Source organism: Paenibacillus sp. 1-8, from assembly GCF_056316205.1.
The window spans coordinates 1,917,492-1,930,680 of the sequence record NZ_CM149995.1 but is presented as its reverse complement, the minus strand read 5'-3'; the positions used below and the strand labels follow the sequence as shown (position 1 = coordinate 1,930,680).

Annotated in this window: 11 protein-coding genes; 1 reads left to right on the top strand and 10 read right to left on the bottom strand. The window is 44.5% G+C overall.

Annotation, left to right across the window (positions count from 1 at the left end):
* Nucleotides 1-115: 115 nt before the first annotated feature.
* Nucleotides 116-1,081, top strand: coding sequence for a class 1b ribonucleoside-diphosphate reductase subunit beta (gene nrdF, locus AC0WRU_RS09035; RefSeq protein ID WP_476128035.1), 966 nt, complete (start codon nucleotides 116-118; stop codon nucleotides 1,079-1,081).
* A 141-nt stretch (nucleotides 1,082-1,222) separates the two neighbouring features.
* Here the strand turns inward: nrdF and AC0WRU_RS09030 are convergent, their stop codons facing one another.
* From AC0WRU_RS09030 to AC0WRU_RS08985, 10 genes are all read right to left on the bottom strand, one after another.
* The gene (locus tag AC0WRU_RS09030; protein ID WP_476128034.1) at nucleotides 1,223-2,458 is read right to left on the bottom strand and encodes an MFS transporter; all 1,236 of its coding nucleotides are present in this window, start codon (nucleotides 2,456-2,458) and stop codon (nucleotides 1,223-1,225) included.
* Nucleotides 2,459-2,613: 155 nt separating this feature from the next.
* Nucleotides 2,614-3,087 (bottom strand): MarR family transcriptional regulator, encoded by a 474-nt coding sequence (locus AC0WRU_RS09025; protein ID WP_476128033.1) that lies wholly within the window; start codon nucleotides 3,085-3,087, stop codon nucleotides 2,614-2,616.
* A gap of 163 nt (nucleotides 3,088-3,250) precedes the next feature.
* Nucleotides 3,251-3,676 (bottom strand): VOC family protein, encoded by a 426-nt coding sequence (locus AC0WRU_RS09020; protein WP_053325184.1) that lies wholly within the window; start codon nucleotides 3,674-3,676, stop codon nucleotides 3,251-3,253.
* Between the two features lie 92 nt (nucleotides 3,677-3,768).
* Nucleotides 3,769-4,422: a hypothetical protein gene (locus AC0WRU_RS09015; RefSeq protein ID WP_476128031.1), complete on the bottom strand. Its 654-nt coding sequence runs from the start codon at nucleotides 4,420-4,422 to the stop codon at nucleotides 3,769-3,771.
* A 194-nt stretch (nucleotides 4,423-4,616) separates the two neighbouring features.
* Nucleotides 4,617-6,728 carry a class I SAM-dependent methyltransferase gene (locus tag AC0WRU_RS09010; protein ID WP_476128030.1) on the bottom strand — a complete coding sequence of 704 codons (2,112 nt, stop codon included), beginning with the start codon at nucleotides 6,726-6,728 and terminating at the stop codon, nucleotides 4,617-4,619.
* 379 nt (nucleotides 6,729-7,107) lie between these two features.
* The gene (locus AC0WRU_RS09005; protein WP_476128028.1) at nucleotides 7,108-8,079 is read right to left on the bottom strand and encodes a glycoside hydrolase family 43 protein; all 972 of its coding nucleotides are present in this window, start codon (nucleotides 8,077-8,079) and stop codon (nucleotides 7,108-7,110) included.
* Nucleotides 8,080-8,119: 40 nt separating this feature from the next.
* Nucleotides 8,120-9,505, bottom strand: coding sequence for a family 43 glycosylhydrolase (locus AC0WRU_RS09000; protein WP_476128027.1), 1,386 nt, complete (start codon nucleotides 9,503-9,505; stop codon nucleotides 8,120-8,122).
* A gap of 82 nt (nucleotides 9,506-9,587) precedes the next feature.
* Nucleotides 9,588-10,430 carry a carbohydrate ABC transporter permease gene (locus AC0WRU_RS08995; RefSeq protein WP_025685474.1) on the bottom strand — a complete coding sequence of 281 codons (843 nt, stop codon included), beginning with the start codon at nucleotides 10,428-10,430 and terminating at the stop codon, nucleotides 9,588-9,590.
* Nucleotides 10,431-10,457: 27 nt separating this feature from the next.
* Nucleotides 10,458-11,348 carry a carbohydrate ABC transporter permease gene (locus AC0WRU_RS08990; protein ID WP_476128026.1) on the bottom strand — a complete coding sequence of 297 codons (891 nt, stop codon included), beginning with the start codon at nucleotides 11,346-11,348 and terminating at the stop codon, nucleotides 10,458-10,460.
* A 91-nt stretch (nucleotides 11,349-11,439) separates the two neighbouring features.
* A complete protein-coding gene (locus AC0WRU_RS08985) occupies nucleotides 11,440-12,783 on the bottom strand; it encodes an ABC transporter substrate-binding protein (RefSeq protein ID WP_476128025.1) in 1,344 nt (447 codons plus the stop codon).
* Nucleotides 12,784-13,189: the final 406 nt, after the last annotated feature.

The window sequence follows — 13,189 nt, the reverse complement described above, 5'->3', positions numbered from 1 at the left end:
GTTGGGACACGGCCTCGCGGATGCAGCTTCCGTATGTCAAGCATACGATGATTCGCCTACATCACCTTATTGTGACTCTAGGAAATCTCGGAAGCTGAAGGGAGAATGCTAAACAATGACAGGTATACAAGCTGTAAACTGGAACCGCTCGGACGATGATTTCACATTGATGTTCTGGAATCAGAATATTATGCAATTTTGGACGGATGATGAAATTCCGCTGTCCGACGATAAAATGAGCTGGGTCACCCTCAGTGATATTGAAAAAGATGCCTACATGAAGGTGCTCGGCGGTTTAACGCTGCTGGATACGATTCAAGGCGGCGTAGGTATGCCGCAGATTATGGAGCATGTGGACGGGCTGCAACGCAAAGCTGTACTGAGCTTTATGGCGATGATGGAGCAAATTCATGCGAAGTCGTACAGCAGCATTTTTACAACCCTGGCTTCTACCGAAGAAATTGATGGTGTATTCCGTTGGGTAGAGGAAAATCCACACCTTCAGAGCAAGGCGGAAACCATTCGTCAGTATTATATGAATATCCATACACCCAAAGACCTGTATCTCGCGATGGCAGCGTCGGTGCTGTTAGAAAGCTATTTATTTTATAGCGGCTTCTTCTACCCTCTCTATCTGGCGGGTCAGGGCAAGATGACATGCAGCGGAGAAATTATCGACCTGATTTTACGGGACGAAAGTATTCACGGTGTTTATGTGGGTGTGCTGGCACAGGAGATTTATGCAGAGCTGGACGAGGAAGATCAACGGGATCTGTACCAGACGCTGGTAGGGTTGCTGCGCTACCTGCACAATAACGAGGAACAATACACCGAGCAAATTTATGCTCCTATCGGGCTGGTGGACGATGTCAAAGTCTTCTTGCGCTACAACGCTAATAAAGCCATGATGAACCTGGGCTTTGATCCGTTGTTTGAAGAAGAAGAAGTCAATCCAATTGTATTCAACGGCATCAGCACCCACACTAAGCAGCATGATTTCTTTTCTAAAAAAGGAAACGGCTACGTGCGGGCGATGAATGTGGAGCCGCTGACAGATGATGATTTTAATTTTGGCGTATAAATACAAAATACGTGAAATTAATTTAGCAAGGTGATACTATGAAGAGCCATCCGCATGCGGATGGCTCAGACTGTAGACAAATAGGGTTTCAGAACTTGTCCCTAAGTTCTGAAACCCTATTGCCTAAAGAAAGTAGGTAGTTTACATATTTATATTCGTTCTCTTATACAAAACTGGTATTGCCGCTGCTATAAGGATCATACCCATAAAAGCGGGTGCGGCATGACCAAGTGATACATAGATTTGACCTCCAATGATAGGCCCAATCATTCTTGCTAAAGCCTGAATAGATTGGCTACCTCCTTGAATCCTTCCTTGTTCACTAGAATCGACAGACTTGGAGAGCATCCCATTGAATGAAGGCCCGAAGATCGAATCACCAAAACCAAATATAAACATGCCAGCGATAAGAAGAGGATAGAATGAGAACAAAGTAGATAGCGCAATAAGACTGTAGCCTATAATCTCCGAAACCATTCCAAGAATTGCTATCTGTTTATCATTAAGCTTTATCAAAAGCTTTGGCATGATGAAACCTTGTGAAATGATGTCTTGGACGCCCATAATTGAGAACATAAGTCCGATTAGTGCAGGCTTCCAACTGAAAGTATCCATTGTAAATTGTGAAAAAACGGCCTGTAAAGATCCGTTGGGTATCCAAAGTAAGAACGCTGAGATAAGTAGCCTGTTTAAGTTTTTCATGGAAAGCAGGTTTGCAAGCTGTATGAATGGATTAAGTCTTACAAAAGTAATTTCTTTCAGTCTATGTTTCTTGTCAAGGCTCTCAGGCATAAAAAAGAATCCATATATAACATTTACTAAAGTTATGATTGCTCCAAAATACATGGGTGCAGAATAATCAAACTTGGCGAGTAATCCGCCTAGAGTTGGGCCAATGATAGTGCCTACACCTACAACCGCACTCACCCATCCAAAGTATTTGGTTCTCTGTTCTTGAGGAATGATGTCTGCAAAATATGCGAAGATCGTGCTTATGCTCCCACCTGTTATACCCTCTATTATGCGCCCCGCAAATAGTACCCATAGAGCTCCTCCTATGCCAAAAACCAAGTACCCGATTGCGGAACCCAAAAGGCATACTAAGAGCAATGGACGACGGCCATATTTGTCGCTCAGAGCTCCAAGTACGGGGGCCGCAAAAAACACGCAGAAGGCATAAACAGAGGTCAGCAGCGTGACAACGATAGCTTGTTCTCCCGGATTGCTTATATAAGGCTGTACTAAGAATGGGACGACAGGTGCTATGATACTGAAGCCTATTCCGCAAAGAAACACAGAGATAAGACCGAATATTAAAGCGTGTTTATCTACGGTTTGTTCTGTGTTCTGTTTATTGTGTGATCTAAATTTGAACATTAAATTCTCCCCTCAAAAGCTGTGGTTTTATTTCCTTGGAAACATTATTATCGTATCGCTATTTTGTTTCCTTGTCAACAAAATAATAACGATAAAAAGGCAGCCTGTTCTCAATAGAGCCCGGCTGCCTGTGGTTTCATTTTCATTATTCAAATTTATTCCGACTTAATATCTACACCCAGTTTCTTTATTTCTGCATCCAAATGCCTATTATACTTTTCCACGAAGTTAAGCATACTGTCAAATTGTTCCTCGGTTACCTGCTTAAATACGACTTTATCTCGCTCTTGAAACTCTTTGTGCAGGTCCTCATGGATTTTATAAATTACTTTCCCTTGCTCCGTAAGCCTAAAATAGATTTCTTTCTTGTTATCCGACTTTTGGTAGCTTTCGATAAGGCCTTTTTTTATGAGCTTCTTCGTTATTTTACTTATGGCACCGCTAGTCATATAAAGGGACTCCGCAAGTTTTGTCACATTGGAATCTACATTTTTTTCAATGTATTCGATGCAATGTACTTCAGAAGGCTTATAACCCTTAAGACTGTCTTCCATCTTATCCTTATTAAGCCAAACCATCTTGTTAAATAAGTCCCTGAAACCGATTATGACCTGTTCTTCTTTGTTCATGGCCTATCCTCCCACCCGTTGGTGCATTACAATATTATATTAAATTTTTGTTTCCAGTTCAAAAATATTAAAATATTTTATTTTAGGAATTGAGCTAGAGGACATGCACGCAAAAAAAACGGCCAGATCGCTAAAGTAGCGAAATCGAGCCGTTTTCCAATTCTTAAGACCGAGCCTCTGTGAACATTTGAAAGGTGACACCAAACTTGTCTGTTACATTCCCATAAGCTGGGCTAAAATGGGTTTCCTGCAAAGGCATTCCCACCTGTCCTCCTTGCTGTAGAGCATCAAACATTTTTTGAGCTTGCTCCACACTATCGGTTGTAATACAGATGCTCACCTGATTCCCGCTGCTAAACGGTGATCCGGGAAAGGTATCAGAAAACATGAGCTCTGTCTCACCCACTTTAAGGGTGGCATGTCCAACACGTTCCTTGACCTCTGCGGGAATGGGAAAATCGGGGTTTTCCGGCATTTCCCCAAAGGTTTGAATAAAAAGCAGTTGAGCATCCAATGCCTCTTCATAAAATTCGATTGCTTCTTTTGCATTTCCATCCATCGTGATGTAAGGAATCAAACGTTTGGACATCTTCAACACAGCTCCTTTAATTCGAGGTAATTAACTCAGCCATTTCTCCTGTATTATATACAAAACTTGTCAAGAAAAACAAATCTGTATTCTTAGCTCTCATGCACCTGAACGCCAAGCTGCTTTAGCTCCTTTATCGCTTCCGTAACATCACGCTGTGGATGAAGTGCAGAGATCATCTGTATAGTGATCGGAACGCCGTTGAAAATGTGGCTTACCACCCCTAGAGAAATCGGCAACTCATAGTAACTTTCAGCCCAATCCTGATATTCCTCCGGTGTAACTATAATTTTCCCCAGCAAAAAGGATGAGCCATCGTCATACGCCTCGGGGATGTTCACCTTGCCCATACGCCATGCCGTATCTCCTGCTTCCCTCCACATACAAAAGGTAACGTCCTCTTTCTCCAGTGCTTCATCTTCCAAGAGCTCCATCATATTATCAGGCACACCGTCATACATGCCCGGCCAGACCTCATATTCGTCTCTCGCATGAGGACTTACAGGGGATTCGTGGTCAAAACCCTTCAACAGCACACCTCCACGCGTCCACAACATATGGATCGTATCTCCAGCACCGTTGTTCACCTCACCCAGGCACACATCACCAGACCAATCAGACTGCATACGATACGTGCGTAACCAATCTTCTGGAGACAATATAATGTCCAGCGCTGACAGCAGCATCATTCTGTCTTTTAAACCATTCGGCGTTACCTGTGCATCAAGCATCATATTCTTCATCATTCCTCCACCTTGTCCATGAGAGCCTCTGCAATTTTACTTTGCTCTTGCATATACTCTTCAGCCCACTGCGGGTCATACCCGGATATTTCCACCTGCGAGGACATACATGAACACACCTCCACTAGCTTTCTAAAAAATGCCTTCTAATCGTGCTTGGCACAAATCAGAAGGCACTCTCTTGTTCAAATTAAAAATCATTCAGCAACTCCAGCCCTATTATTATTCGGTCTCTCAATCACGATCAGACAGGTGCTGTCTGGCAAAGGAACCCGCTGGCCCTGCTCATCCATGAACTCAACACGGCTGGACAGCGCCTCGGCATAGCCCTCCTGTAAATAGTGGCGGCTCACCCGGATAATCGCTTGTGATCCAAGTGTGTTACGAATACACTCTTCAAACTGTGACGGGGTAAAATACCCAAACTGCTCCTGCACTTCATGCACATAGGCTTCCGCCCCCCAAGTATAGGTATATAGAAATTCCATCGCATCGTTCACAGGCAAAATAGCCTCATGCTCCCCCACACGCTCTATTTCAATGTGGCGGCCCGCAAAATCTTGCGCATACCGTATCAGCCATTCCATTCCATCCGGCTCCAAGAATCGAATTCGTCTGCGCTGCTCTGCTGGTTCGGTCATAATACCGTCACGGATAATGATCCGTCCGCCTGGTGCCAGCACATGATAGGCGCTTTGCAAAGCAGCCTCTACCGTATGCAGATTGAACCGTGCCCCATCCCGTTCGATGTAAGAATACAGCTCATGGAGAATGGAAGAGAAAATGACCGTGTCCATGCTCCCTGTTTCCACATATTCCTCCAACCGGAGCGCATCTCCTTTGATGACATCCCAACGATGGCGCTCCAATTGCTTTTTACGTTTAAGTGCCTCAATGACATTCACAGAAATATCAAGACCTAATGGCTTCGCATCTGGTCTTTCCTGTTCGATCAGATCCAGCAGCACGCCCCCGCCGGGTCCAATATCCAGTATGCGGGTTCCAGTCACGTAATCCAAAATGACCCTTTTGTAATCTACGGTCTGGTTCATATCTGTAAGGTACGTCTCCTCATTGTGAAAGCGATCATAAGCATCGCGCCGTAATCCGAACAGATCGAACAGCAGCAGGACTGCTTTGTCATACAGAGGAGTTTTTTCTGCCTCAATACAAAAGTCGATCAGTTTCTCGGCCGCAGATGAAAATACAAAATTAAAAAATACAGTACTCGGCAGTTCCTCTTTATGTTCCACGATCACACTCAAATGAGGATTATGCTTCCGTTTCCCTTTTGAAATGTCCTGCCAGGACAACGCGCTTAAATATTTTTCTATCATTCGTTTTTTGTATACGTTAATTTTCTTGAGACCACGATAGTCATAATACATCGTATTCATGAGCGATTCGAAACTGATATGGCGAACGGTCGTAGGCTGTTCCTGCCCCGTGCCATCCCTCAACGTGAGTAAGAATACCTTTACCAGTTCTTGAAGTGAAAAATCCTGCAAAGCTGATTCCACATACCACAGTGTCCGATTCTCCAACGGGGCCAGCACCTTCTCTACATTCAACTCCCGCTCTAGTTCTGTGTAAGCCTGCTCGAACGGCTCCCCTTCATGAATCGAAACCGACCGTAATCTCTCCAGTCGCTCCTTTACACTCCAGACTACAGGTGCGTTATCCCATGCAATCCAGCCGATCAGCTGCTCCACTTCACTGCGTACTTGGTCCCATAATGCAGGTTCTACCCCGGCGATAATACACTCGTTCAGGGCCCGTAAAACAAGCTCCAGTTCCTCAGGGCTCAGCCAGCCCTTACGAGTAATTTCGAGCAGCAGTCGATTTTCCGCAAAAGGAATTTCTCCCCGTATATATTGCCCGATCAATCCATGCGTCTCAATCAGAATTCGGGTCATGCTGTTGCGCGGGTATGCAGGGGACTCTGCTTGAGCCTGTCTGACATATAGCTGGGAGGAGCCAATATTATGTACAAACAAATTAATGCCCTCATGCTGCCAGCGTAGCCGTTCGCGGACTGTACCTCCTTTGGCTGTCTCAGACCATACCAACACATCTTCCAGTAGCTCTTTAACCCAGAATGACAATGGAAGTCCGTCCAAAATAAGCAACGTGCGCTCCACATAATCCAGTACAGGATTGGCATCCTTTAACTCACCTATGGATCGAATGCGTTCCAGATTAACAATACGCTCCTCAGCCGAAACAAGCAGCTTTAGCCAAGTCGGTGTATCCCAGGCCAGATCATTTTCTTTCCTGTAGTTAGCAATGGCTTTTAACGATTGCAGCATTTTTCTCACCTCGTGTGATTCGGATTCGGTATGCACAGGAGACTTTGGATAAGACATTTGGATAAAACCTTGTATATACTACACTTTACCATACATTTGTAGCTTCCATCTCGTGGAAAATATTAAACATTTTTATCAATCAAGCGCTTGACATGCTCGCCAAACGCATACATAACCCCCAAATGTACTTTGGCTTGTGTATATTTAAACAATTACGGCCAGACTTGCCGTCCCAAAAGCAAAAAGATATCCTCCAGCCTGAAGGCTCAGAAGATATCCTATTGCTCTTGTTATACGCAGCAAAATCATGATTTCCTATGATTTCTAGAAAGTTACAGTGCCGCTGTACAACACGTCAACCATCTATAATAGATTTCGCTTATCTATCAACAGAAACGCCATCTGGTACTGGAATACCAAAATCAGGTGTTCCATCTTCCTTCCAGTTGAACGGCTGAACACGTGTATGGCGATTCGGATCATACAGCGGGTCGCCTGTAATTTCCTTGTAATTCCGGGCGTGATATACGATAACATCGCTACCGTCAGCAGCAACCGTAAAACTGTTATGACCTGGCCCAAATTGTCCTGTTTCCTCATTCGTACAGAATACCGGCTCAGGTGATTTTGTCCATGATTTCGGATCAAGTAAATCCGCATTCTCATCTGCCGTCAACAGGCCCATGCAATAATTGTGGTCTGTGGCGCTAGCTGAATAACTGATAAAGATCCGCCCGTTCCGTTTCAGAACTGCCGCTCCTTCATTCACCTTAAAACCGATGACTTCCCAATCATATTCAGGGGTCGAGATCATGACCTGCTCACCGCGCAGCGTCCACGGATTGCTCATTTCGGAAATATACAGATTGGAATTACCGACGATGTCCGGGTCCTTCTGTGCCCACACATAATACAGAACTCCATGATGCTGGAAGGTTGTGGCATCAAGCGCGAACGTTTCCCAACGGGTTTTGATCTGCCCCTTTTCCACCCATTCTCCTTCCAGCGGGTTGTCCGAAGCATTTTCCAGCACGAACATCCGGTGGTCGAACAGGCCTTCCTTCGTTTCCGTTGTACGAGCTGCTGCAAAATAAATGTACCATTTGTCGTTAATATAATGAATTTCCGGTGCCCAAATGTTCGCACTTAACGGGCCCGTTTCATATTTGTGCCACACTGCGACAGGCTCTGCTGTACTTAAATCTTGAATATTACGTGCTCGTCGAACCTCAATGCGGTCATACTCTGGTACAGATCCGGTAAAATAATAGTATCCGTCACTATGCTTGTAAATCCAAGGGTCTGCCCGTTGCTCAATGACCGGATTATTAAAGGGTACAGATTGATTCATGGTTATTCTCTCCTCTATGTGTAGTATATAGTTCATACAATTAATCGCCGATACGCTTACCCCAGATGGAAATTCCCTTGTCGTCCATCCCTGTAAAAATTAAAGTTTGGCGACCCAGCTCCCAATCCCATGAAGGAAGCAATAACAATTCTTCCTTTGTTCCTTCGGATGTATCGCTCCAATCCATTGTTAGAGTACGCTTGCCATCAAAGCTCCAGTGACCTTCAAGAGAACCACTGGTTGCCCGCCCTCCATCTTCCAGCCGGAGCGGTTCAGCTTCCACTTGACCGTCCACTTCCTGCTTCATCACGATGCGTTCCCAACTGCCGGATAATAATCTTTGAGGTATGTCCTGTTCCTTCTCGCCCGCATACCGTTCCGGTGATACGACAGGCCAGCCCTCAGCGGTCCATAATATTTTGCGTACATGCAGGTACGGCCAGCTCTTGTCCGTTTCTCCCCGCGCATGATGTACAATATAATAATCCGCACCGTCCTTCAGGACAGAATTGTGACCTGGCGCAACCCAGCCTTCTCCTTGACTGAACCGATAACCGCCCAGTACCTTGTTCCCAATCTCGTATTGGGGCAAATAGCTGGTATCTGCCATATCATGTCCATTGATATCCACATACGGCCCTGTGATCGAATCCGAGCGGGCAACGCGTACATTATAATCCTCGAACAAAGAATCATACGAGACAAACAAGTAATATTTGCGGAATGCGGGATTATACACAATGTACGGCCCTTCCACAGCACCGTCCTCTGTTGCCCGATCTCTGGCGGCAATATTTTTGCCATAGCCGGATTCTTTGAGCTTTCCAGTCTGGGGATCAAGCGGTGTAATATAGATGCCTCCAAAAAACGAGCCGTACACCATCCACGAATTCCCCTCCGCATCCAGCACCGGATTGGCATCAATCGCATTCAGCTTGTCATGCTCCTTCGTTTTAATGACAAGCCCTTCATCCTTCCACGGGCCTTCCGGCGAGCTGGATGTCTGCAATCCGATGGCTGATCGTGTGCTTCCAAAGGTAGAGGCTGAATAATACATCCGATAGGTATCGCCCATCTTAATAACGTCCGGTGCCCACAGATTGGTTGCTGACGACCATGCCTCCGCTTCCTTGGGAATGCCAGGCAGTGCATACTGTACCCAGTTCCAGTGAATCAGATCAGTCGATTTGCGTACCATGACACCGGGTCTCAATTCTCCACCTGTCTTTACATCCGTTGAGTAGACATAATAGCCCTGATCTGTTTTGATAATCGCCGGGTCATGTGCATTGTTAATGGTCCAGCGCTGTTCATCGTTAATCGTACTTTGATCATACAAGTGATCGGGAGGCGGAGCCTGCGGATACACAGGATCCGGAGTGTTATCCCCACAGCCGGATAGACCCAGCATGAGCAGCATCACCATAACTGTTATTCTCCTCCTTCCTTTACCCCTTACAGATTGTGATTGCCTTGCATCATTCATCCGTACCCTCCAGTGGCTACACTTAACCTTTTACACCGGAAATAGCAACCGACTCAATAATCTGTTTCTGGAAGATCAGGAATATAATCAGCACAGGTAACAAAGCGACTATGGAAGCTGCCATAATGAGCGGATAATCCGTCTGAATGGCATAGGTCGCATTAAAGTTTGCTATGACCAGCTGCAATGTCTGCGTTTCCGGTGAATTCAAATAAATAATAGGTGCCAGATAATCGTTCCAAATCCCCATGAACCATAAAATAAGCTGCGCGGCGATAGCTGGCTTAATGAGCGGGAACGTAATCGACGAGTAGAGTCGGAAATAAGAGCTTCCGTCAATTTTGGCAGCTTCGATAATGGCATCAGGTATGCTAAGTAAATACTGCCGCAGGAAAAAGATCATGACCACATTCCCAAACAGACCCGGAACGATCAGCGGAAGAAGCGTGTCTACCCAACCGAGCTTGGAAAACATCATAAACTGTGGAATCATAACCGTCGGATACGGAATCATCATCGATGCGATCAAGGCCAGAAACAGTTTGTTTTTATGAGGAAATCTCAGCTTTGCGAATGCAAAAGCGGCCACACTGGATGTAAAAGTACCAATAACGGTAACACTTACGGCCACAATCACACTGTTTTTAATCCCGCTGAGCAAAGGCCCTGCTTCCCAAATCTCCTTGTACTTGCTGAACTGGAACACTTCTGGTATCCATACTGGCGGAAGAGCAAAAACATCCTGCTTTTCCTTAACCGAGGTGGACAGCATCCAGAGCAACGGTGCGATCATCACAATCGCTCCAATGGCCAGAGCAATAAAGATAATCGTATTGGTAACTTTTGTTCTTTGACTATGGGACATAATCAGACTCACTCCTTTCCGCGAAAATCAATCCCCATCAAAGGATGACTTTTCATTCATTTTGAATTGAATCAACGTTACGATAAAAATGAAGATGCCGAGAATCATAGCCATCGCGGAGGCATAGCCCATTTGCAGGTTTTTGAATGCCTTATCCCAAATATAGAAGACGATTGAAGCGGAGGAGTATTCTGGACCACCCGTTGGTGTCATAATGTTCATTTCGGTAAAAATTTGCGAACCGCCAATGATATTGGTTACGACTAGGAAAAAGGTTACCGGCTTCACCATTGGCCATGTAATGTTGCGGAACATTTGGAATCCGCTGGCTCCATCCAGCTCTGCCGCTTCATAATAAGAACGAGATACACTTTGCAATGCCGCCAGATACAGCAACATGGTGTAGCCAAGACCTTTCCAAACTGTCATGAGAATCAAGGCTGGCTTGACTGTATCCTTATCCATCAGCCAGTTAGGACCTTTGATGCCGAACAGCTCAAGAAATTGGTTCACCAGACCATAGTCTCCGTTGTATGCCCAGTTCCACATTATAGAAACGGCAGCCAAAGAGGAAATAACCGGAATATAGTAGATCACACGAAATGTCGTCGTGCCTGGAATCTTGCGATTCAACCCCAGTGCTAGCAGTAAAGCTAATACTAGACCAATTGGAATACCCAGCATTAAGAAAAGAGTATTGTACATCGATTTGTAAAAGAGCTCATCGCTAAATAAATCCCTAAAATTGTCGAGACCAATAAAGTTCATTTGTCCCAATCCGTCCCAATCTGTAAAAGAGCCGTATAACGAATAGAGAAACGGGAACAACGTAAAGATTAGCAGACCGAGAATAGGAGGAAGAATAAATAAGTATCCATATATCTTCTCTTTGCGGTAGAGATTAGATTTGGTTATCACAGGGCTCACCTCTGTTTCTAATTTGGAATGAAGATGATGTCAGCAGCATGGTATCAGCCACTAACATCATCCCTTATCCGCTATTTACGCATTATTTCTGTGATTTTTTCTCTTGCTCCACCGCTTTATCCAGCAGTTTCTGCATCTTTGGTTGTTCCTGTTTCACATAATCCGCTGCCGTAATCTTACCGTCCAGCACAGGTTGAATATCAGTGAAGAAAATATCGTACCATTCGGCATTATACGTATAGTTGCCTGGCAACGAGCGACCATAGTCATTCACAATATCAATAAATTCTTGTTTGTTAACAGGCTTGGTTTTCGTATCTTTGGCCCACTCATCCGCCATATCCAGCAGATTCGGAATTTGTACCTTTGCGTCTACGAGCTGCTTCATTCCTTCTTTGGAAGTCGTCAGATAGTTGACCAGAGCTACAGATTCATCCGGGTACTTTGTTTTAGAGGAAACACCGATACCCAGAGAACCAATCCATGTTGCCGATTTGCCAGTCGATCCTGCCGGGAAAGGCAACAGATCATATTCAAATGGCAGTTTTTCAAATGTACTCATATCCCAAGGACCTACCGGGAAGAATGCCATTTCGCCCTTCATCCAGCGTTGATAGGTGTCCAGTGTTTGTGATTGTTCAATACCAGGTGTAATTTTATATTTGTTTTGCATATCAGCAAAGTACTGAAGCGCTTCCGCAAATTTCGGATCATCAATCGTTACTTTAGTTTTGCTCTCATCCAGCCAATCTGCCCCATTGCTCCATACAAAGGCTTGCAATGCCCACTGAACGTTAAAGCCTGTACCGTATTGATCTGGCTTGCCGTCACCATTGGTATCTTTGGTCAACTCTTGGCTGACCTTGATGAATTCATCCCATGTATACGGTTTGTCTTTATCAGGCAAGGGAACGCCCGCTTTTTCGAACATCGTTTTGTTGTAGCCGAGTGCGAATGGACCCAAGTCCTTTGGCATACCGTAAATATTTCCTTGGCCAGCCATTTTACCGTCATAGCGATACAAATCCACACCGTATTTCCAAATGTTATCCAGGTTTATATCCTTGTTCTTCTCAATGTAAGGGGTGAGGTCCTTCAGTACCCCACTATTTACATAAGCCTTCACATCTCCAGGGTTAAAATAAAAGACATCTGGAAGATTATTCCCTGTGATCGCAGCTCTGAGCTTTGTAGCATATTGATCCGCTGCTGTCACGACCATTTTAACCTTTACTCCAGGATGTTCCTCTTCAAATTTCTTGATAACTTCCTTATATGCCTTCTGCTCATCTGTTCCGCCACGGAACATGAACGTCAGCTCCTTGCTTCCATCACTACTGGAGCTTCCTCCACTACAGCCAGCCAGTGCAGCAACCATCAACAACAACACAACCATTGTCATTGCAAAACCTTTTTTCTTTATCAACGCGACCCCTCCTAAAATTGAAATGAAACCGCATACATATAGTGTTAAAATAAATTCATACCACTTGGCCTGTATTCACCTGTGCGGTACATCATCTGTTGTTCACTCCACCCTGTGATCATCATCCCTCTCATGCTCCATATAATTAACATTTTACTTTATTAATAATGTATTCGTTTACAAACAAAATATAGCATGCCGTTCAACGGTTCGTCAATGTATTTTTAGATCTTTTTAAACAAATATAAAGTATAGAATTGAATAGCATGAAAAGTTAAATTAAAACGTATTTAAGTTCATTTTAACTGTATAATTCAATCGAATAACTTTAATACGTTTTATTTTGATGAAAATCGATTCTGGGGTTCGTTTCACTCTCCTTTTTATTTTCATAAAAATAATTTAC